This window comes from Pontibacter sp. YIM B11418 (genome assembly GCF_059278805.1).
Genome location: NZ_JCAEMH010000004.1, coordinates 403,390 through 428,531, shown reverse-complemented (window position 1 = coordinate 428,531; position 25,142 = coordinate 403,390). Strand labels below are relative to the sequence as shown.

16 protein-coding genes are annotated in these 25,142 nt (G+C 51.7%); 13 read left to right on the top strand and 3 right to left on the bottom strand.

Translation table 11 applies throughout. The features are described from left to right. Positions 1 to 2,826 carry an FAD-binding and (Fe-S)-binding domain-containing protein gene (locus tag AC4QZR_RS12340; protein WP_494481180.1) on the top strand — a complete coding sequence of 942 codons (2,826 nt, stop codon included), beginning with the start codon at positions 1 to 3 and terminating at the stop codon, positions 2,824 to 2,826. A 69-nt stretch (positions 2,827 to 2,895) separates the two neighbouring features. On the opposite strand, the gene AC4QZR_RS12335 is transcribed toward AC4QZR_RS12340, so the two are convergent. From AC4QZR_RS12335 to AC4QZR_RS12325, 3 genes are all read right to left on the bottom strand, one after another. Further along, positions 2,896 to 3,639, bottom strand: coding sequence for a DeoR/GlpR family DNA-binding transcription regulator (locus tag AC4QZR_RS12335; RefSeq protein WP_253402299.1), 744 nt, complete (start codon positions 3,637 to 3,639; stop codon positions 2,896 to 2,898). 647 nt (positions 3,640 to 4,286) lie between these two features. Continuing rightward, positions 4,287 to 5,462, bottom strand: a complete 1,176-nt coding sequence (locus tag AC4QZR_RS12330) for an acyltransferase family protein (RefSeq protein ID WP_494481179.1) — start codon at positions 5,460 to 5,462, stop codon at positions 4,287 to 4,289. Between the two features lie 105 nt (positions 5,463 to 5,567). After that, positions 5,568 to 8,615 carry a serine hydrolase domain-containing protein gene (locus AC4QZR_RS12325; RefSeq protein ID WP_494481178.1) on the bottom strand — a complete coding sequence of 1,016 codons (3,048 nt, stop codon included), beginning with the start codon at positions 8,613 to 8,615 and terminating at the stop codon, positions 5,568 to 5,570. Between the two features lie 770 nt (positions 8,616 to 9,385). On the opposite strand from AC4QZR_RS12325, the gene AC4QZR_RS12320 reads away from it, so the two are divergent. The 12 genes from AC4QZR_RS12320 (at position 9,386) to AC4QZR_RS12265 (ending at position 25,023) form a co-directional block, all read left to right on the top strand. Beyond that, on the top strand, positions 9,386 to 10,300 hold the full coding sequence (locus AC4QZR_RS12320) for an N-acetylmuramoyl-L-alanine amidase (RefSeq protein WP_494481177.1): 915 nt from the start codon (positions 9,386 to 9,388) through the stop codon (positions 10,298 to 10,300). Between the two features lie 46 nt (positions 10,301 to 10,346). Beyond that, positions 10,347 to 10,943 carry an EVE domain-containing protein gene (locus AC4QZR_RS12315; RefSeq protein ID WP_494481176.1) on the top strand — a complete coding sequence of 199 codons (597 nt, stop codon included), beginning with the start codon at positions 10,347 to 10,349 and terminating at the stop codon, positions 10,941 to 10,943. Further along, positions 10,918 to 11,139, top strand: a complete 222-nt coding sequence (locus AC4QZR_RS12310) for an HNH endonuclease (protein WP_494481175.1) — start codon at positions 10,918 to 10,920, stop codon at positions 11,137 to 11,139. Before AC4QZR_RS12315 ends, AC4QZR_RS12310 begins: the two co-directional genes overlap by 26 nt. 77 nt (positions 11,140 to 11,216) lie before the next feature. Beyond that, entirely contained in the window at positions 11,217 to 12,566 is a 1,350-nt protein-coding gene (locus AC4QZR_RS12305) for a D-alanyl-D-alanine carboxypeptidase/D-alanyl-D-alanine-endopeptidase (protein WP_494481174.1), read from the top strand. 113 nt (positions 12,567 to 12,679) lie between these two features. After that, the gene (locus tag AC4QZR_RS12300; protein ID WP_494481264.1) at positions 12,680 to 13,696 is read left to right on the top strand and encodes a dipeptide epimerase; all 1,017 of its coding nucleotides are present in this window, start codon (positions 12,680 to 12,682) and stop codon (positions 13,694 to 13,696) included. Next, positions 13,696 to 14,757: an aminotransferase class I/II-fold pyridoxal phosphate-dependent enzyme gene (locus AC4QZR_RS12295; RefSeq protein ID WP_494481173.1), complete on the top strand. Its 1,062-nt coding sequence runs from the start codon at positions 13,696 to 13,698 to the stop codon at positions 14,755 to 14,757. Before AC4QZR_RS12300 ends, AC4QZR_RS12295 begins: the two co-directional genes overlap by 1 nt. Positions 14,758 to 14,876: 119 nt before the next feature. Next, on the top strand, positions 14,877 to 16,142 hold the full coding sequence (locus tag AC4QZR_RS12290) for a DUF819 family protein (protein ID WP_253402315.1): 1,266 nt from the start codon (positions 14,877 to 14,879) through the stop codon (positions 16,140 to 16,142). 83 nt (positions 16,143 to 16,225) lie between these two features. Next, positions 16,226 to 17,434, top strand: coding sequence for a C40 family peptidase (locus AC4QZR_RS12285; protein ID WP_494481172.1), 1,209 nt, complete (start codon positions 16,226 to 16,228; stop codon positions 17,432 to 17,434). A 367-nt stretch (positions 17,435 to 17,801) separates the two neighbouring features. After that, a complete protein-coding gene (locus AC4QZR_RS12280; protein ID WP_494481171.1) occupies positions 17,802 to 19,055 on the top strand; it encodes an ROK family protein in 1,254 nt (417 codons plus the stop codon). Next, positions 19,043 to 21,016: a glucosamine-6-phosphate deaminase gene (locus AC4QZR_RS12275; protein WP_494481263.1), complete on the top strand. Its 1,974-nt coding sequence runs from the start codon at positions 19,043 to 19,045 to the stop codon at positions 21,014 to 21,016. The genes AC4QZR_RS12280 and AC4QZR_RS12275 overlap by 13 nt, the downstream gene beginning before the upstream one ends. Positions 21,017 to 21,266: 250 nt before the next feature. Further along, on the top strand, positions 21,267 to 23,606 hold the full coding sequence (locus AC4QZR_RS12270; RefSeq protein WP_494481170.1) for a beta-N-acetylhexosaminidase: 2,340 nt from the start codon (positions 21,267 to 21,269) through the stop codon (positions 23,604 to 23,606). Positions 23,607 to 23,727: 121 nt separating this feature from the next. Continuing rightward, complete coding sequence (locus AC4QZR_RS12265) at positions 23,728 to 25,023, top strand: sugar MFS transporter (RefSeq protein ID WP_494481169.1); 1,296 nt, start codon at positions 23,728 to 23,730, stop codon at positions 25,021 to 25,023. Positions 25,024 to 25,142: the final 119 nt, after the last annotated feature.

The following is a 25,142-nucleotide window of genomic DNA, read 5'->3' as shown; positions in this document are numbered from 1 at the left end:
ATGGATATAGTATTGCTTTTGGAGAGTATTATACCAAAAGCGCGCATACGGGCACGCCTGATCGATGTCGTGTCCTACGCTTCTGACGCGGGCTTTTATTACCTGAGGCCCAAGGCCGTGGTACAGCCGGTGTCAGTAGAGGAGATCAAACAGCTGTTTGCTTTTTCGCACCAGCACAAGGTGCCGCTTACCTTCCGTACGGCAGGCACCAGCCTTTCGGGGCAGTCTATAACAGACGGTATACTGGTGGACCTGAGCCAGTATTGGAACAAGGTGCAAGTAGAACAGGAAGGGGCACAGGTACGGGTACAACCCGGCGTTATCGGCGCTATTGTGAACGCGCACCTTCGACCGTATAAGCGCAAGATCGGTCCTGACCCGGCCAGTATCAACTCGGCCATGATGGGCGGTATCCTTTCCAACAACGCCAGCGGTATGTGCTGCGGTGTGAGCAAGAACTCCTACCATACTACCAAATACATCAGCTTTGTGCTGCCGAATGGCCAATGCTATACCACCGAAAAGCAGATTGATTACCTGCGTTTCAGCGAGGAGTGCCCCGAGCTATACCTGACGCTGCACAAGATCAAGCAGCAGATCCGCAGCAATCCGGAGCTACATTACCTGATCCGGCACAAATACAAAACGAAGAACACCGTTGGGTACTCTGTCAATGCCTTCATCGACTACGAGCACCCGCTCGACATCATGGCGCATCTGCTCATCGGAGCGGAGGGTACGCTGGGCTTCATTTCCGAAGCTGTACTGCAAACCGTACCTGATTATCCGGCCAAATCCACGGCGCTGCTTTACTTCCCAGACATCTATGCTGCTTGTCAGGCCATCGTGCCTTTGACCGAGTCAGGGGCCGAAGCGGTGGAACTGATGGACCGGGCTTCGTTGCGCTCCATCGAGCACATGGCGGGCGTTCCTGCTGTGATCAAAACCCTGCCCGAAACAGCCGCCGCTTTGCTGGTGGAGTTTCAGGCGAATACACACGAGGAAGTACAGGAGAAGATTCTCAAATTCATGGCGCTGGCACCTGAGCTGGCTTTGCTGGAGCAACCTGTCTTTACAACCGACCCAATCGAGCAGGCCCTGCTGTGGAAAGTACGCAAGGGCATGTTCCCGGCCGTAGGTGCCGTGCGAGCCAGCGGTAGTACCGTATTGCTAGAAGACATTGCCGTACCTGTTGCCCAACTCGGTGATGCCATACTTGACCTCCAGAACCTTTTTCGTCAGCACGGTTATCACAACGCCATTATCTTTGGTCATGCCAAAGACGGCAACATCCACTTTGTGGTGACACAGGCCTTCGACACGCCCGCAGAGGTTACCCGCTACGACCGCTTCCTGAAAGAAGTGGTGAAGCTGGTGGTGAAAAAATACGAAGGCGCCCTGAAGGCCGAGCACGGAACGGGTCGCAACATGGCGCCTTTTGTGGAGACCGAATGGGGACCAGAGGTATACCGCATCATGAAGACGCTCAAGCAAGTCGTTGATCCGGAGAACCTGCTTAACCCTGGTGTGATCATCAACCACGACCAAAACGCGCACATCCAGAACCTGAAGGACCTGCCGAAGGTGGAAGAAGAAGTGGACCGCTGCATGGAGTGTGGCTTCTGTGAGCACAAATGCCCGAGCCGCAACCTGACCCTCACGCCACGCCAACGCATTGTGGTGCGTCGTGAGTTGCTCAACCTGCAGCGCAAAGGAAAGAAGAAGGAGCACAAAGAGCTGCTCAACCAATATCAGTACGACGGCCTCGACACATGCGCCGTTGATGGTCTCTGCGCCACCGCTTGTCCGGTCGACATCAACACCGGTGACCTGGTGAAGCGCCTGCGCCGCGAGAACCACAGCGAACTGGCCAACCAGGTAGCGCTTATGGTAGCGAAAAATTTCAGACCCGTTGCAGCGACTGTGAAGTTTGGTCTGCAGGCAGGAACCGGTGTGAACAAGCTCCTGGGTGCCAATACGCTCTCCAGGCTAACAGAAGAAGTGAAGGACATGATCCCGTCTTTCCCGCTTTGGACGAAGCAGCTGGCCCCAGCGCCAGGTATAGCCAGGTCTATGGCCAACGCGACAGCGCCTGTTACGGAGGCTGCCGTGGTTTACTTCCCGACCTGTATTTCGCGCACCATGGGGGCTGCGGAGTCCGGCAAGAAAAACATCATCGACACCTTCAAAAGCGTATCGGATAAGGTAGGGCTAAAGTTCACGATTCCGGAGAATGTACAAGGCGCCTGCTGCGGACAGATCTTTTCTTCCAAAGGGTATAGCAAGGCCTACGCCTACACCGCCAACGAAACGATCGAGAAGGTATGGCAGTGGACCGACAAAGGCCGCCTTCCGCTGGTGCTCGACATCACGTCTTGTACACAAACGCTGCAGAATTGTCGCCCTGTGCTCACCGCTGAGAACAAGGCTAAATTTGATGCGATCAAAATCATTGATAGCATCGACTACATCGCCGATTTCATCCTGCCGAAGGCCACGGTGCTCCGCAAGAAAGCAAATGTGGTGCTGCACCCGGTTTGTTCTTTGCAGAAAATGGGAATGGAAGGACGTTTTGTAGGTATAGCCAGGCAGTTAGCAGAGGAAGTGACAGTACCGATGCACGCTGGTTGTTGTGGTATGGCCGGCGACCGCGGCTTCTTAGTTCCGGAGCTCACTGCTTCCGCCACTGCACCTGAGGCTGCCGAGGTAAAGCAACGCGAATATGACGGGTATTACTCTTCAGCAAAGACCTGCGAAATGGCAATGACGGAGGCAGTCGGCCGCAACTACGAGTCGATTGTTTATCTACTGGATGAGTGTTTGTAAGATAATCATGTAATAACATAAAAAAGGCGCCTGTTAGAGCAACAGGCGCCTTTTTTATGAAGTTTTTACTTATACTACCTCAATCACTGCTGCATACTCTTTTAAGCACACATCAGCAGGTCTCAGATCTGTCACCAGGTAGTGGATCGAGTTGAGGTCGCAAATCTTCATGTTCTGGTTAGAGCCGAGCTTTTCGGCGATGCTCATAATGGCGGTTTTCTTGGCGGAGCGTATCATGGCTTTCTTCACCTGTACTACTTCCCAGTCGGAGTCGGTGAGGCCGTCTTCTATGGAGAGGGAGTTGGTACCCAGTATACACAAGTCAACTTTGATCTCGGAGAGCTGGTTTACTACCTGCGCGCCGATCATGATGTGGGAGTTCTTGGAGAGCTGCCCGCCCAGCAAAATCACGTTGATGTTCGGCCGCTCGGCCAGTTCCAACGCCACCAGCGGGCTAACCGTGAAGAAGGTACAACGGAGGGTGTCAGGTATCATGCGGGCCACTTCAATCATGGTGGTACCGCCGCCTACCAGCACACTCATGCCATCTTTCAAAAGGTCTATCACCTTGCGTGCAATCTCCTTCTTCGATTCCTTGGCGTAAACCTCTGACTGGCTGAACGGATAATGAAAGGACTTTGACAAGGCGCCGCCGTGAACCTTCAGTATCTGACCACTTTCAGCCAGCTCGTTCAGGTCTCTTCTAACGGTATCTTCCGACACGTTGAGCTTCAAACTCAAATCCGATGAAAGCACCTTGTTATGCAGATTTATTTGCTTGATAATAAAAGACTGCCGTTCCTCCTTAAGCATTCTGGTCGTGTTTAATCTTCGAAAACCAAATATAGATTTTTTTCTGAAATATGTAGGATGATATATACACTGAAATTTGTATCAGAGTCTACAGGATTACTAAACTTCGGTTCTAAAAATAGGCGATGGTGTTTTGAGAACGCTTGTCATCCTCCAGCCCCCTACTTTGTCGAGGGCCCCTACCCCCAAGGGGGACCTCCTACACGAGAATTCCCCTTTGGGGTGTGGGGCTATAAAAAGAGATGTATAGAAGTAGTTGAAGTCTTAAAAAGCAATACCTATAAAGCTTACACCTGCCAATATGTAAGGGCAGAAAAAGTCCCTTTTCGAAGGTAGGGCCTTTAAGTTATGCCGAGAACTATCCCCTTGAGAGGATTATAGGGGTGTAAAAGCAGTGATGAAAAGCCAATAATCACCTATCTGCGATTTCCTCTCTGATGTAAACACCCCTCTGCGCTCCCCTCAATGGGAGAATTTGCCAGAACCTAACGGCCTTACCCTTCGAACGGGGCAGGGGATGACTACTCTGTGCGTACCTTTCTTCCACGTGGGGATGGGACCCTCGAAATAAAGTAGCCAGGCCGGGGTAAACAAAAAAGCCTGCCCCAGCTAAGGAACAGGCTTTTTAACTCAGGTATAAAATCTACCTATACCTTCACATAAATCTTTTTCTTGTCCATCCAGAAGCCGACCACCCACATCACCAGCATATAGCTCAGGGCAAACATAAGGGAGGCGGCTTCCCCTTCGGACCAGCTCAGGAAAAGTTTTGTATAGAGCCACTTCTGCAGGCTCATATCCTCTATCCGGATGAAGTTGAGGAGCTTGATCACCAGCGTGGCGAAGGCGAAGATGAAGAGCGGGTTCTTGCCGAACGCCTCGAAGAAGTAAGACCACTTCACAAAGCCCAGCACTTCGATCACCAGCATCAGGCCGGCAATCAGCATCACGCTCAGGCCAACGGAGTGCAGCACATAAGAGCTCGTCCAGATCGGCTTGTTGATCGGGAAATAGATATCCCAAACCAATGCCATGGCCACCAGCGCGGCGCCAGCCACAATCAACTTGAAGACAGTGCTCAGGCTGTTGCCACTTTTCTGGATGAACAGACCAGCAAAGTAACCGGCAATCACGTTCACGGTGGCCGGCAGTGTACTCAGCAATCCTTCCGGATCAAACGGTATGCCAAAGCCTTTGTAGAGGTTGGTTTCAGGTATGATCAGGTCGTCGAATTTACGGGCGGCATTGCCGGCAACACTGTACGGGTCAGCGGAGTCGCCGAAGAAGTACATCACAGCCCAGTAGCCAAACAGCACTACCACACTGAAAATAGCGGCCCCTTTGAACTTGAGGTAATGCACGGCCAGGGAGGCAATAAGATAGCACAGCGCGATACGTTGCAGCACTCCCATGATACGAACCGCCGTGAAGTCTTTCATCACGATAGCTCCTTCCGGATCTCTTGTGATAAACGGGAAGAGGTTGAGAAACAGGCCGATCAGGAAAATAAGGGCCGTACGCTTGAACACCTTTCGCAGGAACACGCTGTCGGGTTGTGTTTCGAACTTACGCATGCTGAAGCTCATGGCGTTGCCCACCACAAACAGGAAAGACGGAAATACCAGGTCGGTCACGGTGAAGCCGTGCCAGGCAGCGTGTTTGAACGGCGCGTAAATGCTGCCCCAACTGCCGGGATTATTTACGACGATCATCAACGCTATGGTAAGTCCGCGGAGCACGTCCAGGGAAAGGTAGCGCTCGTAGGTTTTCGGACGCAGCAAGCCGGCGTCAGTCAAAAAAGGTGCTGTAGATAGTTTAGTCATCGGAGAGCATTTAAGGTATAGCGATGATTAAGGTATAGCAATGATGCCACGATGTACAAAAAGATAGCCGCCCCATTGCGTGCGGGACGGCTATACCTTGTTCAGTTATTTCACGGAAGCCTCTGCAGGCTGTTTCTCCTTGCTCTTGCCCATAGCGTCGTACACCACTTGCAGTACACCGGTGCGGGTATTGAGTTTGCTGAGTTTGTTGTTCTCGCGGGTCGGGTTCACGCGGTTGCTCAGGAACACATACACCAGGTTGTTCACGGGGTCGATCCAGGTATAGGTGCCCGTGAAGCCGGAGTGGCCGAAGCTCTCTACCGGAGCACTTGGGGCCGCGTTGCTGTTCGGCGCACCTGGCTTGGCCGGACGGTCGAAGCCGAGGGCGCGGTAGTTGCCCTGGTCGCAGAACTGGCACTTGCTGTACTCCTTCACCACGTTCTCAGCGATGTAGCGCTTGTTGGCATACTCACCGTCGTTCAGGTATAGGTGCATCAGTTTGGCTACGTCGTTAGAGTTGCCGAACAATCCAGCGTGACCGCTCACACCACCCAGCATCGCCGCGCCTTCGTCGTGTACGGTGCCGTGCAGCAATTGCTTGCGGAAGTGCGGTTCGAACTCGGTTGGCACAATGCGGGAAGCCGGGTAATGCTTGTATGGGTTGAACGTCAGAGTAGTCGCGCCCAGTGGCTGGTAGATAGAGTTTTGCAGGTACGTCTCGAAACCTACGCCGGTGATGTTTTCTACCACTTTCGGAGCCAGAATGAACGACAGGTCGCTGTATACGTATCCCGGCTTCTCGTTCAGCGGCGACTCCATGATCTCCTTGTAAATCTTGTCGGCATACTTGCGATGGATGTACAGGCTATCTGCTACCTTGATCGGGAAGCGGGCTGAAGAATCTGCTTTGAAAGTGCGCCACTTGAAGTTGCCGTTTTTCTTCACAGTCTCTTTCCAGAACGGAATCCAGGATTTCAGGCGGGCCTGGTGCGTGAGGATGTCGCGGTAGTTGAGGTCGGCTTTGTTCGTACCGGCAGCCATTGGAAGGTAAGTGCCCAGCGTCTGGTTTTCATCAAAACGTCCCTCACCTTTCAGGCGCATCAATGCAGCCATGGAAGTGCTGATCTTCGTCACCGAAGCCAGGTCGTAGAGGTCATCTACACGCACAGGCTGCTCTTTGTCGTAGGTATGGTAACCGAAGGCTTTGTGGTAGATCACTTTGCCGTCTTTAGCCACCAGCACTTGCGCACCCGGAGCGGCTTCTTCACGAATCGCCTGGTATACGAGTGAGTCTATACCTGCCAGATCCTGTGACTTTATACCTACCGCTTCCGGCATGGAGTAGGCCAGGCGAACACCACCGTGGGTCAGCAGGCCGTCACCGATTTTGAAGGCGTTGCTCACCGTTACCGGTAGCTTACCTGTGGCGCCTAAACCGCCGAAGATCATCTGCGAAACAAGGTCCTGCGTAACGGCATTCTCCTGGTAAGCGGCAATCACAGCGTCTGCTTTGTTGAGGCTCTCCATCTCGGCGAGGCTATACACGTTGCCAAACACGCTCACGATGGTTTTCTTATTACGGATCAGTTCCTTGAGGAACAGGTTCATCTCGGCGGTGATGCCGAAATTGCTGCTGCCCGCCTTAAGTTGCAGCGCGTGCACGCCTGCGATAATCAGGTTGTAATCTTTTAGTTTTTCCTTCATGGCCTGTAGCTCCTCAATGGAGTTGGTCGGCTGCAGGAAGAACGTGTCTACCTGGGTATAGCGGGCCAGGTCGCGCTGGAAAGCAGTCTCTTTCGTCGTGCCGATCGCCAGTGCCGCTACTCTCAACGTGTCGAGTGTCTGGATTGGCAGGATGTTGTTTTTGTTGCGAAGCAGCGTGAGCGAAGCCGCAGTCAGCTGACGGTTCAGGTACTGCGCATGTGGATTGTTGAGGTCAGTAACCAGGTTCTTGGTTTCGATCGGTTCCCACTTGTCGAGGCCCACCCATTGCTTGGCGGCCAGCACTTTGCGAACACGGAAGTCGATCTCAGCCTGTGAGATCTCCTTGTTGGCGATGGCTTTTTTTACTTCCTGGATGGTAGTTTTTACATCCATTGTGTTCAGCATCACATCGTTACCGGCCACCAAAGCCTTCACGTCCACTACCCCCGGAGGGTAGAACTTGGCCACACCCTGCATGTTAAGGGCATCGGTAAACACCAGTCCTTTGTAGTTGAGCTCGTTTTTGAGCAGGTCTGTTACAATCGGCTTCGACAGGGTAGAGGCCAGGTTTGGCGTGTTGTCGAGCACCGGGATGTTCATGTGCGCCACCATCACGCTGCCCAGCCCTTTGTCCATCAGGGCGCGGAAAGGGTGCAGTTCGGTAGAGTCGAGGCGGATGCGGGAGAAGTTGATCAGCGGCAGACCGTAGTGCGAGTCCACGTTGGTGTCGCCGTGACCCGGGAAGTGCTTGGCGCTGGCTAGCACGCGGTTGTCCTGCATACCCTTCATATACGCCAGTGATTTGCTGGCTACGTTATATTTATTCTCACCGAAAGAGCGGAAGCCGATCACCGGGTTGTTTGCGTTGTTGTTGATGTCCACAGTAGGGGCGAAGTTCACATGCACCCCCAGGCGCTGGCATTGGCGTGCAATCTCGGCACCCATTTCGTAGATGAGGCGCTCGTTCTCGATGCCGCCCAACGCCATTTGGTAAGGGAAGCGGATGGTGCTGTCGAGACGCATGGCCAGACCCCACTCACCGTCGATGGAGATCATCAGCGGCACTTTGCTTTCCTGCTGGTAGCGGTTGGTCATTTTGGCCTGACGCACCGGACCACCCTGGAAGAAGATCATGCCACCTACTTTATAGGTCTTCACGATGTTGCTGATCGAGTCGATGTGTGCCTGGTTTTTGTTGGAGTACACTGGAATCGAGATCAACTGGGCGATCCGTTCTTCAGGCGTCAGGGTCTTCATGACAGAATCTACCCAGCGGCTGTTGGTGTACTGCAGGAAATCAGCGTCGCGGCCCGGCGTATAGCTGGCAGCTGGCGCTTTCTTGGTAGTAGCTTTTCCTGTTTTTGCTTTGTTGGACTGGCCTTGCAGGTTGTTTGTGCCGAAAATCAGCAACAAAACAAGGGCCATCGAGAGGTAATAGGATGGTTTCAAGGTGATATAGGTTTATTTACTATCAGATACACTGCAATTTAATAGTTTTCAGGTATAAGTATTTTTATTTGCGGTAATTTTTTAAATTCCTGCAAATAAAAGCAATATTAGGGGCGTGGAGTGAGTAAGTAATCAGTACCAAATATACGATGTTATAGCGGGTATACCTATAGGGTGTTCGATCAGGATGTAAGGATGCGGTTTATACCTGGTTGTCTTTGGTTAGAATGGGGTATAGCTCGGATTTGAAAGGGTAGAGCGAGTTTTCGTGTAAAAACTTTTGTCTAAATCAGGATTTGCAGGATGAAAGAGGACCTCTACCCCCCCCACAGATTGACAGGATTTTCGCAGATACCGGGTCCAACCACCCCTAACCCCTCCTTATCCAAGGCGGGGAATCTGTAACTGCCAGTTGATAGGTACAAGCGTTTTAGTTGATGCCACAGACCACTGGCAGGTATAGAAAAGGTAACTTGCGCTTGAACTATGAAACAGATCGCTTTGCCAAGTGCATAAAACGACAATCCACTGTTTGAGCGTTCAGCGAGTGGGGGTAGGGGCCGTCGATTTTTTCATCAAGGAAAAAAGTAAGGCCCGCCCGGGCAAGCTATAAAATGAAACAGTAGCTATACCTGCAAAGCAGCCGCTACGCTCTTACAAACCGGCCTATGCAAAACCGCATTTGCGTTGTCGCTAAACTCACGGTACAGCTACCACTGGCAGGTATAGCCAAATTGATTTTATATATTTACTGAACAAGTAAACACATAATGAAACGAATTTTTACTCAAGCATTTGCCCTAATACTAGGCTGCGGCCTGCTGGTAAGCTGCGCCACTAACCCCTACGCCGCAACCAACAAATCGTATAAAAAACAGGCCAAAGCCTACGCTAAATCGCTGCGGGCTATACCTACAGCCCCGAATGGCGAACACACCTACCCGCAAGGTGATCACTGGGTGGGTACTACCAATTTCAATCTGCGCAAGCCCAACTTCGTGATCATCCACCACACGGCGCAAAACTCCACGGACCATACCTTGAAAACCTTCACCATGCCCTCCACGAAGGTGAGCTCGCATTACGTGATCGGGCGCGATGGCAAGGTATACCAGATGTTACACGACCACATGCGCGCCTGGCACGGCGGCAATAGTAGGTGGGGCAGCAACACCGACCTCAACTCTTCTTCCATAGGTATAGAGCTCGACAACAATGGCTCCGAGCCTTTTACGGAGGAGATGATCAACAGCCTGATTGCTGTATTGGGTAAGCTTAAAAAAGAGCACGGTATACCTGCCGAAAACTTCATCGGTCACGCCGACATCGCCCCGGTTCGCAAAGTAGACCCAAGCCCGCTGTTCCCATGGAAGACGCTGGCCGACAATGGTTTTGGTCTGTGGTTTGACGGGGATGTGCTGGATAAAGAGCAAGTGCTGCGCGAAGTGCCTGTAGGCGGCGAAGGCGACCAGACCCCTTTGCTGGTGATGGAAACTGTGCCGAAGCATGTGCTGCCTGAGCACTTCAACCCACTCGACGCCCTGCGAATCATCGGGTATGATGTGCGTAATCCGGAAGCAGCGGTACGGGCTTTCAAGATTCATTTTATTCAGACGGATGTGGAAGCACCCTTAACTGAGGACGAGAAGTTGATTCTTTATAACCTGTATCAGAAGTATTTGTAAATTGGGGGAGAGGTACGCCTCGTATATTAAGATAAACCGAGTGCCTATGAATACATACTTATTTGTTTGGAATCCGAAAAAGTGGACTTGGAAAGATATCGAGAAAGATATCAAGCAAGTGAACAGGTATGGTAAGCACACCGTGCGTTGGAGTTCTGGTGTGAATAAGTCAATCAAGCCCAATGACAGATTCTTTTTGGTAAAGCTTGGCACAGAACCTAAAGGTATAGTTGCTTCTGGTTATATAACTTCAGCACCTTTTCTTGGTAAGCATTGGAGTGGCGACAACAAAGAAGCTTTATTCATTGAAGCTGACCTGGAAGTTCTTTTGAATCCTGACAAAGAGGCGATTTTAACCATTGACATTTTAAAGACGGGCAATCTCTCTACTCAAAACTGGCTACCACAAGCTTCAGGAATTTCCATAAAGCCTGAACTGGTGGACGAACTGGAAGCGGTGTGGTTTGACTTTCTTTCAACTTACGACATAAGACTAAATCCATTTTTGCCGACAGTAAGCTTGGGCCAAACAACTTATACAGAAGGTGCACCAAATCAGGTTGCACTAACAAAATACGAGCGTAATCCTTATGCCCGTAAAGCTTGTATAGCGCATTATGGACTTATGCGACTTCAATTTTGAAGAAGTATATGGAACGTTGGGAAGGGATTTTATTCACGTTCATCACTTGACACAAATTGCTAAGGTCGGCAAAGAGTACGAGGTGAACCCTGTTAAAGACCTTAGGCCAGTTTGTCCCAATTGCCATGCCATGTTGCACAGACAAAAAGTTGGAATCTCAATTGAAGAACTGAAGTCATGTATAAAGAATCATTAGTTCGTAACCAATTGATCTTTTAATAGCTAATTACAGATTTACAAAGCAAAATATTGTTCCGAAACGCCCCACCACCCATGACCAAACCCCTACTCACCCGCTATACCTTCCGGCTTATACCTTGCCTCGGCTTGCTCTTCCTCCTTGGCTGTAGCGCTGCCAAACCCGTGGCGAAAGCGCCTGCACCTTACGGACCGGCGGAGATTCAGCGGCAGGTGATGGAAGTGGCGGCTTTGCAGAAAAGCTTTGTAGGTTTTGTATTGTACGACCCGGAATTGGGCAAAGCGGTAGTGGAGCACAATGCCGACAAGTACTTCGTGCCTGCTTCCAACACCAAGCTGTTCACGTTTTATGCAGCTTCCAAAATGCTGGGCGATTCTATACCTGCGCTCAAGTACGTGGCCAAAGGCGACTCACTGATCTTCTGGGGCACCGGCGACCCAACCTTCACGCACATGGATCTGCAGAACAATATTGCCTATGATTTCCTGAAGAACCGCAAGGAGAAACTCTACTACATTGAGGCAACCATGACCAGCACGCCCTTCGCCACCAACTGGGGCTGGGACGACTACAACTACTACTACCAGCCGGAGCGCAGCCCTTTCCCGATCCACGGCAACATTATAAAGTTCAAAAAAGACAGCACCTCGGCTTATACCACCTCTCCGGCTTATTTTCAGAAGCACGTTAAACCGGATACCTCCAAAAATGCGCACCGCGACACCTTCCGCAGAGCATGGCGCGCAAACGACATTGCCTATAACCCGAAGAGAGCATCGATCGCTTTCTCGCAGGAAGTGCCTTTCATTACTTCGCCGGAACTGACTGTACAACTCTTGGCCGACACGCTCAAACGTCCCGTGAAACTGGTGAAGCGGCCTTTACCTGCGGGTGGTCAGATTCTGTACGGTCTGCCGGCCGATTCCGTATTCAAGCGCATGCTGCAGGTGAGCGACAACCTGATGGCGGAGCAACTGATGATGCTGAGCTCCGGCACTTTCTCTGATACCTTGTCGGTAGAACGAGCCATCAAGTACGCTGTTCAAAATTACCTGTCTGACCTGCCGGATGCGCCGGTTTGGATAGATGGCTCGGGCCTCTCTTCCATGAACATGTTCACGCCCCGCAGCATCATTGCGCTTCTGCAGAAAATGCACGCCGAGCGACCGAAAGAAAAGTTGCTGCCCATGCTGGCCGTAGGCGGAAGACCAGGCACTTTCCGGAATATCTATAAAGCGGATGTACCTTTCGTGTTCGGTAAATCGGGTACACTGGCGCACGTACACAACCAAAGCGGGTATATCATCACGAAGAGTGGTAAGCTCTTGATGTACAGCTTTATGAATAATAATTTTAAAACTTCTTCGGCAGAGATAAGAAGCGCCATGGAACGCATTATGACGGAGGTGCACGAGAAGTACTAAGTAGAGGCTATTTCGGATTTATAAATCCGGAAAAGCAATCTTAAAACAATCAACAAATCAGCAACAAACAATTAAGTATCTATACCTGACCATACAAACAAACCAACACCATGTTGAAACTAACGATACGCTCTTTTGACCTGCCGCTGCGGCATACCTTTACCATCTCCTACGACTCCCGCGATGTGCAGCCGACCATGATTGTGGAGCTGCAGCACGGCGAGCACAAAGGTTATGGCGAGGCGACCAGCAATCCGTACTATGGCTTCACCATCGAGAGCATGACCGAGGCGCTGGAGAACATCCGCGAGAAAATCGAGTCGACCGAGCTGACTTCTCCGGAGGAATTCTGGGCGCAGATGCAGCCGCATCTAACGAACCATCCTTTTGCCCTCTGCGCACTCGACCTGGCCGCTAACGACCTGTTCGGCAAAATGAAAGGCCAGCCGCTCTATAAAATCTGGGGCTTGGAGGCGAAAAACATGCCGCTCACCAACTATACCATCGGCATCGCCTCCATCGATAACATGGTAAAGAAGTTGCAGGAAATGCCGTGGCCGCTTTACAAGATCAAGCTGGGTACAAAAGAAGACGTGGCCATTATCAAGGAGCTGCGGAAGCACACCGACGCTATTTTCCGTGTAGACGCCAACTGTGCCTGGGGTGTGGAAGAAACCATCGAAAACTCGAAGCAACTAAAGGAACTGGGCGTGCAGTTCATCGAGCAGCCCATGAAAGCCGACGATCTGGAAGGAATGAAGGAGGTATACAAGCGCTCCGAACTGCCCCTGATCGCCGACGAAAGCTGCATCACCGAAGCTGACGTAGCCAAGTGCCACGGACTGTTCCATGGCGTGAACATCAAACTTACCAAATGCGGTGGCCTGACGCCCGCCCGTCGTATGATCGCCGAAGCCAAGAGCCTGGGCATGAAAGTAATGGTAGGTTGCATGACCGAGTCCAGCGTAGGTATATCGGCCATCGCGCAGTTGCTGCCAATGCTCGACTACGTGGACATGGACGGCGCCCTGTTGCTGAGCAAAGATATCGCTACCGGCGTTACCATCGACTATGGCAAGGTGAGCTACAGTGAAAACGTGAACGGCACAGGCGTTACCCTCAACGCATAATGGCAAACAAGGTATACACAGACCAACTGCCGGGCCGCACCCTGGTGGTAGACGGGGAGGAGTTCCTGTTCTTTAGCGGGACCTCCTACCTGGGTATACCTGTCAATGAGGCTTTCAGGAACTGCGTGCTGGAAGGGATGGCCCGCTATGGCACCAACTACTCCAGTTCGCGCAATTCCAACCTGCAGCTGCGGGTGTTCGAGGAGGCGGAAGAGTACCTGGCCAGGTATACCGGAGCTGAAGCCGCTTTTACAATGTCGTCGGGTTACCTGGCGGGGCAGGCGCTGGTGCAGACACTGCAGGGGAGCGGACATTTTATCTACGCTCCCAACACGCACCCGGCGCTCTGGCGCAGCGCCGCCGACGAAGTTACCGGCGATTACGATGCCTGGGTTGCTCCGATGCTGCAGCAGGTAAAGTCTGCGAAGGAAGATCATATCATTCTGGTCTGCAATTCCCTCGACCCGCTCAAGGCCCGCAACCACGGTTTCAGCTGGCTGAGCGCTTTGCCGACAGACAAGCAAATCACGCTGATCGTAGACGATTCGCATGGCTTTGGAGTGACAGGGGAGGATGGAGCCGGTGTATTTGCACAGCTGAATGCCCGTTTGCAACCAAATATGCGGCTGGTAGTAGCCAGCTCCATGGGCAAGGCCTTAGGTATACCTGCCGGTGTCGTGTTGGGTGATAAAAGTTTGGTAGATAGGTTGCGGCACAGCCATTATTTCGGTGGTGCTTCCCCGGCTATACCTGCTTACCTATATGCCTTTTTGAAATGTGAATCGGTGTTCAAAGAAGCCCGTGAAAAGCTGTTTGCGAACATCGCTTATTTTCTGGAGCATTTGGAGCGGCCCGAGCAATTCAGTTACTTTGAAAGGTATCCGGTTTTCGGGGTGCGCGAGCATCGCCTGGCAGCATACCTGCAGGAACATGGCGTGATCATCTCCAGCTTCCGCTACCCGACACCTGCCGACGACCCAATCACCAGGGTTATTCTGAGCAGTGCGCACCAGCGGGAGGATATTCAGCGGTTAACGGCCTTAATCAATGAGTTTGCCTGACACTAGCCTTAAAAAGGCGCCAAATAAACGTGATTACAGCACCCAAACAATACAAATTACATTTTACAGACCTTAAAAATCTAACCCAAACACCCTTTTAACAGGGAAGTCTGCACTACATGGAAGAAACCACTACCGCTACAGCACCCCTCATCACCAACGATGCCGTTGTGCTGGGCATTCTCATCATCATCCTTGCCATTATTTTCAAAACCTCATCGAGTGAGCGTACCGTGTTCAAGAAATTCTACTCGGTTGTGCCATCGCTTTTGCTTTGTTACCTTATACCTAGCATACTCAACTCGCTCAATATCATCTCTGGGGAAACGTCAGCCTTGTATGGCATGGCTTCGCGTTACCTGTTGCCGGCAAGTTTGGTGCTATTCACCATCAGCCTCGACCTGAAAGAGATCTGGAAGCTGCGCCACAAAGCGGGTCTGATGTTTATCACGGGTACAGTCGGTATCATCATTGGGGGGCCGTTAGCTATCCTCATCGTCTCCACTTTCGCCCCCGATATTGTGGGCGGAGCGGGGCCCGATGCCGTGTGGCGTGGTCTCTCCACGATAGCAGGTAGCTGGATTGGCGGCGGCGCTAACCAACTGGCCATGTACGAGGTGTTCAAACCTAATCCAAACCTATTCTCAGCCGTGATTGCTGTAGATGTGATCGTGGCCAACATCTGGATGGCCGTGCTGCTGTACGGCGCTGGCAGGTCAGAGAAGATAGACACTTTCTTTAAAGCCGACAGCTCGGCTGTGAATGACCTGAAAAACAAAATTGAGAAGTACCGTCAGAGCATTATGAAAATTCCGACACTGTCAGATCTGATGCTGATAGCAGGCGTAGGATTTGGTATAACCGGTGTGGCTCACTTCTTTGCAGATATCATTGCCCCCTGGATCGAGGCAAATGCGCCGGAGCTGGCTCAGTTCAGTCTTACCTCCGGCTTCTTCTGGTTAGTGGTGCTGGCTACTACCTTCGGGATGCTCCTGTCTACCACCAAAGCCCGTAACTTGGAGGGCGCAGGTGCTTCCCGTATTGCTAGTATTTTCCTCTACATCCTGGTAGCTACCATCGGCATGCAGATGGACGTGACCGCCATCGTGAGTCAGCCGGGCTTGTTCCTGGTGGGCATCATCTGGATTTCGATACACATGCTGCTGCTACTTATTGTTGGGAAACTCGTCAAGGCACCTTTCTTTTTCCTGGCAGTTGGCAGCCAGGCCAACGTGGGCGGTGCCGCCTCCGCGCCTATCGTGGCAGCTGCCTTTCATCCGGCACTGGCGCCGGTGGGCGTATTGCTGGCTATACTCGGCTATGCGGTGGGTACCTATGGCGCCTACATCTCAGCCATACTCATGCAGCTGGTGGCGCCTCAGTAACGAATTATTATAGAAAGATAAATGTTTAGTGAATAATGCTGTCATCAGTCTCACGAGCTGACAGTCGATTAAAAACCAATATCATGATCAAAAAGAACCCATTTGTGCTGTTGCTTATACTGGTGCTTGCATCCTGTACCGGCACACAAAGCACTTCCTCTGACACCACTACTGCGTCTAAAATAGAGGCTGCAGTTTCCCCGGCTAAAACGCATATCGATGCCGTGCGGCAACAGTTTGCACCCGACAAGCGGGTTGCGCTGTTTGATGTGGAGCCCAAGGGCACTATACTTCGGGGCGAAACAAACATGCCTGAGGCCAAAGCAGCTTTGCTGAAGCGTTTGCAGGCAGCCAATGTGACGTTCGTAGACAGCATACAGGTGCTGCCGGAAGCAGAACTGGAGGGCAAGCATTATGCTGTAGTCACCATTTCAGTGGCCAACATACGCTCCAAGCCGACCCACTCCGCCGAACTGGCGACACAGGCCACGATGGGCACTCCGCTCAAGGTATGGAAGAAGCAAAACGGCTGGTACCTGGTGCAGACGCCAGACCACTACCTGTCGTGGGTGGACTATGGTGGCATCGCTTTGATGGACCAGACTGCCTTCAATAACTGGCAGCAAGGCAAGAAGTTGATTTACACCAAAACCTATGGTTTCGCGCATGCTAAAGCAGACAGGAATGCCACAAGTGTGTCCGACATGGTGTACGGTGACGTGATGGTGCTCAAGAACAAGACAAAAAATTTTTACGAAGTGGCTTTCCCGGACGGCCGCACTGGTTTTGTGTCTACTGCCGAAGCCTTGGATTTCAAGGAATGGGTAGCCACGCGCAAACCAACTGAAGATAACCTGGTGGCTTCCAGCAAAGAAATGCTAGGTATGCCATACCTATGGGGCGGTACTTCTGTGAAAGGAATGGACTGCAGTGGCTTTACCAAAACCATTTTCTTTATGAACGGGCTGGTATTGCCACGCGATGCTTCGCAGCAGGTGCATATTGGTGAGTTGGTGAACACTGACAAAGGTTGGGATGATATGCGTCCGGGCGATCTGTTGTTTTTTGGTGTGCCAGCTAAAGACGGCAAGCCGGAGCGAGTGGTACACGTAGGTATGTGGATTGGCGGTAACCAGGAATTTATTCACTCTGCCGGCCGCGTGCGCATCAACAGCATGAACCCATCCGCCGAAAACCACGATGCTTCAGAACTTGCCCGCTTCCTGCGTGCCAAACGCGTATCGCCGGAAGCTACCCTTGTGGATCTGCGCGAAAAGCCACTCTACGAGTAAGGTATAGCATTGCTAAAGGAGAAGGCAGTAGCGCGAGCTACTGCCTTTTTTATTGTCATTTCGACTGGCGGGAGAAATCTGGAATTTCCGAATATACCGTGTTATGTCAGATACATTTCAATCTCGCTTTTGTTCCGTAAGCCGAGGTTCTCACTTGAACTCCTAACGCTATCGGCTATATCAGTACAGGTCTTCACCTAGAATCACCTCACCAGGAAACTCTGTTTCACTAAATATTTTATCAAAAACTAATTGTTCAATTAAATTTTACGTAATCCAAATCAACTTTCATAATAAATTAGTTAAAGTGACTTGCATTTATACAGTTAATCATCGTACTTTATATTATTAGACCAAAACTGATAGCATGGGCTCATTTCTGGCGATGGAAGAAGGATTTCTGGAGAAGTTGAACCACGTCGAGCGGAAGAAGCATCTTCAGAAAATCAAGATCGTGCGCCACCTGTATGTAAAGGGCGCCCGCTCCAATGCCGATATTTGCAACCGCTTCAGTATCAGTTCGCCCACTTCCATGGCTTTGCTCAACGAGCTGATGGCCGATGGATTGGTTGAAAAACAGGGCAGAGGCGAATCGGTAGGGGGGCGCAAGCCGGAGCTGTACGGACTGCGGAACAACTCGCTTTTTGTGCTGAGCATCGAAATGGAGAAGTTCAGTACCCGCATGGCCATTTTCGACGGCACGAACAACAACATCACCGGCACCCATACCTTCCCGGTAAATCTCTCAAAAGACCTTAGCGCTGCCGAGGAGCTGTACCAATATGCCAACGGCTTGGTGCTTTCGGCAGGTATAGACGCTGACAAACTGATGGGCATCGGCCTGAGTATGCCGGGCCTTGTTTCCTCCCACGAAGGCAATAGCTATACCTATCTGCTAACGGGTCAGAACGAAACACCACTGCAGGATTTGCTGGCCCTCAGGTTCAGCAAGCCGGTTTACATCCAGAACGACGTGAAGAGCATCACCCTGGCCGAGTACCGTTTTGGGGCGGCGCAGGGCAAGCGCGATGTGCTAGTGCTCACGCTGGACTGGGGTATAGGTCTGGGGATTATTATGGATGGGAAACTGCGTGCTGGCACCTCGGGGTTCGCTGGCGAGTTCGGGCACATTCCTTTTATAGAAAATGGCGTGCTTTGCCATTGCGGCAAGCGCGGCTGTCTGGAAACCGTAGCCTCGGGTAGTGCATTGGCCCGCATGGCCCGCGAAGGACTGCAGGCCGGTCAGGATACTTTACTGAAAGCGCTGTCGGGCCAGGAGCCGGAGAAAATAGAGCCGCAGGCCATCATACAGGCTGCTCACGAAGGTGACCAGTATGCCATCAACATACTCGCCGAGACTGGCCGGAACCTGGGCAAAGGTATAGCCATGCTGATCCAGCTGTATAATCCGGAGCTGATCATTATTGGCGGTAAAATGGCAGAAGCCAGGCAATACCTCACCACCCCGATACAGCAATCGATCAACACCTACTGCATGACGCAGCTGCGTGAACGGACCGAAATTGTGCTTTCCAGGCTTGGAGCGCAGGCAGGTATACTGGGGCCGGTGGCTACGGTAATGGAGCGCATTTTTGAGCACCGCATCGAATCAACGAAATAACAGAACAACGAAACACAACATCACATTATAGCACAAAGAAAATGGCACGATTAAATCTTCTGGAAGAAACCCGTTTTGAAAAGCTTCCGGTTACCGTTTACTCCGATGAACATGTCGCTTCCGTGAAAGTGGCACAGCGTATAGCGGAGCTGATCAGGTATAAACAAGGGCGCAACGAAAAGGCTGTGCTCGGTCTGGCCACGGGTGCCACACCTATAAAGGTATATGCCGAACTGGTGCGCTTGCATCGCGAAGAAGGTCTTAGCTTCCGCAATGTGATTACCTTCAACCTGGACGAGTACTACCCGATGCAGCCGACTGCCGTGCAGAGCTATGTCACGTTCATGAACGAGAACCTGTTCGATCTCATCGACATCAACAAAAACAATGTGCATATACCTGACGGCACCCTGCCTCAGGAGAGAATACATGACTACTGCCTGGAATACGAGCGCAAGATCGAAGCCGTAGGCGGCCTGGATCTGCAGCTGCTGGGCATTGGTCGTACGGGTCACATCGGTTTTAACGAGCCGGGTTCTGCGCCAAACTCCGGTACACGCCTGGTGACCCTCGATGATCTGACCCGTCGCGATGCTTCCCGTGACTTTGGTGGTAAGGAAAATGTGCCGCGCAAAGCCATCACCATGGGCATCGGTACCATCTTCAAAGCCCGCGAAATTATCCTGATGGCCTGGAGTGGCAAGAAAGCACCGATCATCAAGAAAGCGGTGGAAGGGGAGATGTCGAGTGATGTGCCGGCCACATACCTGCAACTGTCAGACAATGTGGAATTTGTGCTGGACATGGATGCGGCTTCGGATCTGACCCGCTTCAATACGCCATGGTTGGTAAAAGATTGCCCATGGGATGATGCCCAGATCAAGAAAGCGGTTATCTGGCTGTCGCAGACGATGAAGAAGCCGATTCTGAAGCTGACCGAGGAAGATTACAACAACAACGGCATGGCCCAGCTGATCACCGAAAAGGGTACAGCCTACGAAATTAACATCGACATCTTCAACAAACTGCAGAGCACCATCACCGGCTGGCCGGGTGGCAAGCCTAACGCCGACGACAGACGTCGTCCAGAGCGTGCCGAGCCGGCCCACAAGCGTGTCGTGATCTTCTCGCCACACCCGGATGATGATGTGATCTCGATGGGTGGCACATTCATCCGACTCGTAGACCAAGGACACGATGTGCATGTGGCCTACCAGACTTCCGGCAACACAGCCGTGTGGGACGATGACGTGCTGCGCTACATGGAGTTTGCCATTGACTTTAACAAGAGCATCGGGCAGGAGACGAATCACCTGGAAAATATCTACGACGACATGCGTGGCTTCCTGGAGAACAAGCAGCCGAACCAGCTCGACACGCAGGAAATTCGCGATGTGAAAGGCTTTATCCGTAAGAGCGAAGCCATTGCCGGTGCCCGCTATGCTGGTCTCGAAGATGATCACATTCACTTTATGGCGCTGCCGTTCTACGAAACAGGCAAGACGGTGAAGAAGCCAGTGACTGATATTGACGTGGAACTGACCATCGAACTACTGCAGCAAGTGAAGCCGCATCAGGTGTTTGCCGCCGGCGACTTTGCCGACCCGCACGGCACGCACATCGTTTGCTTCAATATTGTGCTGGCCGCCCTTAACCATCTGCGCGAAACCGAGGAGTGGGCCAAAGACTGCTGGTTGTGGATGTACCGCGGTGCCTGGCACGAATTTGCTACCCACGAGATCGAAATGGCTGTGCCGCTGTCGCCGCAGGAAGTGGAACGCAAGCGCAACGCCATCTTCAAGCACCAGTCACAGAAGGACTATCCGGTGTTCCCGGGCGACGATGCACGCGAGTTCTGGGTACGTGCCGAAGAGCGCAATCGCGAGACCGCCAAGAACTACGATGACCTGGGCCTTGCCAACTACGAGGCGATGGAAGCTTTCGTGAAATGGAAATTCTAGATTAAACAATGACAGCTGAAACGGAGCAAATTGCTTAGCTTTGTTTCAGCTGTTTTTTTATTTGTCTGGGTTTGTAAAATTGACCCTGATTTAGCTAAAGGCAGGACTCGTTACAATTTGTTTTGTCATCCTGTAAGGATCCTGTTAAAAAGTAGCATAGGCTCGGCTTCTTAGGCAGAAGCCTTTTTTATCAACCAGGCAGCATCGCTTTCAAGCATAACCAACACCCTTAAAAACACGCATTTCTGATATGACTTTCAGAAAAAATATTCTTACCCTTTTGCTCTCGATTTTCTGCACGTCAGGTATAGCTACGCTTTCGCAGGCGCAGGTAAAGCCTGAATCGCTGTCGCTGATACCACAGCCTGTAAAGCTGACTACCCAAAAAGGAGGCTTCCTGGTGCAGCCCTCCACCAAGGTATACGTGGACCCTAAAAATGCTGATCTGCTGCGCGTGGGCGAGTTTCTGGCCCAGCACATCGAAGGGGCGATCGGTCACAAGCCAGAGGTGATCCAGAAAAAGCCGAAGAGAAAACAGACTAACCTGATCTACCTGACGCTGAAGACAGACAACGATACGCTGGGTGCAGAAGGCTATACACTGGACGTAAAGCAGAATCGTATTACACTGGCTGCGAAAGAAACACATGGCACATTCCTGGGTATACAGACGATGCGCCAGTTGCTGCCTGCCCACAAAACATCAGAATCGGCGCTTATACCTGCGCTCCAGATCGTGGACAAACCCCGCTATACCTGGCGCGGCATGCACCTGGATGTGACCCGCCACTTCTTTCCGGTGGAGTTCGTGAAGCAATACATCGATTACCTGGCCATGCACAAGCTCAACAGCTTTCACTGGCACCTGACGGATGACCAAGGCTGGCGCATCGAGATCAAAAAGCACCCGAAACTGACCGAAGTTGGCGCCTGGCGCGATAGTACATTAATCGGCCACTACTGGGACCTGCCGCAGACTTACCGCAAGCGCCGCCATGGCGGCTACTATACCCAGGAGCAGATAAAAGAAGTCGTGAAGTATGCACAGGACCGCTTCATCAACGTGGTTCCGGAGATCGAAATGCCGGGTCACGCACTGGCTGCCCTGACAGCCTATCCAGAACTGTCGTGCAACGGAGGTCCGCATAAAGTAGAATCGAAGTGGGGCATTTTCCCTGATATTTTCTGTGCCGGTAATGAGCAGACTTTTGCCTTTCTGGAGGACGTGCTCACCGAAGTGATGGAGCTTTTTCCAAGCAAAGTGATTCACATAGGAGGCGACGAAGCCCCAAAGACCCGCTGGAAGGTATGTCCGAAATGCCAGAAGCGCATTAAAGACGAAGGCCTGAAAGACGAGCACGAACTGCAGAGCTATTTTGTGCAGCGCATGGAGAAATTCGCCAACAAAAACGGCCGCATCATCATCGGCTGGGACGAGATTCTGGAAGGCGGCTTGGCACCGAATGCTTATGTAATGTCATGGCGCGGCACCAAAGGAGGTATAGCGGCCGCTAAAGAAAAGCACTACGTGGTGATGTCGCCGGGCACGCCCCTGTACTTCGACTACTACCAGGGCGAACGCGACCTCGAACCGACCACCATACACGGGTATAACCCGCTTTCTAAGGTATACGCTTATGATCCTACACCAAGCGAATTGTCAGCTGAGGAGAAAAAGTACATCCTGGGAGCGCAGGCTAACTTGTGGACCGAATACATATCGACCGAAGAACACGTGGAGTACATGGTGTTTCCGCGCATAGCCGCCCTTTCCGAAGTATTGTGGACACCTGCCAAACTGAAAGACTGGAAAAGCTTCCAGAACCGTATGACGGAGCAGTACAAGCGCTACGACGCCATGGGGATCAACTATGCCCGCAGCGCCTTCAATGTGAACCAGCAACTGCGGGTAGACACGGCCAGCAATAGAGCCAACGTGACTTTTGAGACCGATGCGGCAGATATAACCATCCACTATACCTTAGACGGATTTGAGCCAAACACGAGGTCGCAGGTATACAAAGGACCGTTCTCGCTCAACAAAACAGCCACTATCAAAGCCGGTTCTTTTGTAGACGGCAAGCTGGTGGGCAAGGTAAGCACCCGTACTTTCGAAGCGCACAAAGGCCTGAACAAGAATATCACACTTACCACTCCCGCTCACCAAAACTTTGCCAACCAGTCAAAATTAGTAGACGGTCTGAAGGGATCAACCGATCAGTATGATGGTCACTGGGCCGGCTTCCTGGACACAGATGTAGAAGCGATCATTGATCTTGGGAAAGAGCAGCCGATCAAAAGGATGAGCACCAGCTTTATGCAGAACATTGGCTATCGCATTTTCCTGCCCATTCAGGTAGAGTATGCGCTGTCAGTAGATGGCACCCGGTATGTGACCGTAGACACGATCGATGACCCGAACCCGCTGGGTGCAGAAGGCATTACGACCCACGAAGTTGCTGCCACGATCCCGCTTACCCGTGCCCGCTTTGTGAAAGTAAAGGTTCGCAGCGTAGGAGTGAGCCCTGACAAGTACCCGTCAGCCGGTCAGAAAACCTGGCTGATGCTGGATGAGATCGTGGTAGAGTAAGCGTTCAGTTAAATTTTAAGGTTATAACACCTGATATCCGCGAGATAAATTTTATATTGTACCCTTAATCCCGGGCCTAATCACCGGAAAGTTTTGCACCTAAACTATACCTCAACTTAACATGACTAAAGTAGCCCCTTCCACAAACAGCGAAACCGGGCAGGAGAATGCCTCTGGTGGGTACATGCGCCCGATTGTTATCATTGGTGCCTTGTTCTTCATCTTCGGCTTCGTTACCTGGCTCAATGCCATCCTGATACCGTATTTCAAAATTGCCCTGGAGCTCAACAACTTCCAGTCGTATCTGGTGGCTTTCGCGTTCTACATCTCCTATTTCGTGATGGCTATACCTTCGGCATGGGTGCTGAAAAAGACGGGCTTTAAGAAAGGTATGTCGGTGGGGCTGCTAGTGATGGCTACCGGCGCGCTGTTGTTTGTGCCTGCCGCACTCACCCGCACACTCGAGTTGTTCCTGATCGGCCTTTTTGTACAGGGTACGGGTCTGGCTGTGCTGCAAACAGCCTCTAACCCCTACATTACGATTCTGGGTTCGTTGGAGAGTGCTGCCAAACGCATTAGCATCATGGGCGTGAGCAATAAGATCGGCGGCGTGCTGGGCTCTATCATTCTGGGTGCCATTGTGCTTTCAAATGCCGATGAGGTAGTGGCCAAACTGGAGTTGATGAGCGTGGCCGAGAAAGCCGTTGAGCTGGACACCATGGCCTCCAAGGTGATCATGCCATACCTGATTATTATGTGTGTGCTGATTGCGCTGGCCGTTGTCATTTATTTTTCGTCGCTGCCAGAAGTGGACACAGACCAGGAAAGTGAAACCGTGGCTGCGGCCAATGTAAACAAGACAAGCATTCTGCAGTTTCCGCACCTGTTGCTGGGCGCTTTCACCATGTTTGTGTATGTTGGCGTGGAAGTAATGGCCGGTGACACGATCGTGAGCTATGGTGCCTCCCAAGGTATACCTTTCACAACGGCTAAGTTCTTTACCTCATTCACGCTGGGAGCGATGGTGGTTGCCTACTTTGTGGGTGTGGCCACCATTCCAAAATACATCCGTCAGGACAAAGCCCTGCAGATATCTGCCGTACTAGGCATTCTCTTTACTATAGCTGCCATCATGACGAGCGGCTTTGTGTCGGTGTTGTTTATTGCGTTGCTGGGCCTTGCCAATGCCCTCATGTGGCCGGCCATTTTCCCGCTGGCGATTGCGGATCTGGGGCGTTTCACCAAAATCGGTTCCTCGCTCATTATCATGGGTATAGCCGGTGGTGCCATCTTGCCACTTATTTACGGTGCCTTGGCCGACTCGATCAACCCGCAGCAGGCTTACTGGATCATGGTGCCTTGTTACCTGTTCATTCTGTACTATGCGACGGCTGGTCATAAGATCAGAACAAAATAGAATTCGGCACCATATTAAAACAGCGACAGGAGCCTTTTATGGAGGCTCCTGTCGCTGTTTTAAGAGGTATAGGCATGCTCATGTAAGCCCCAGCCAGGTAGAAGGCCGGTACACAAATA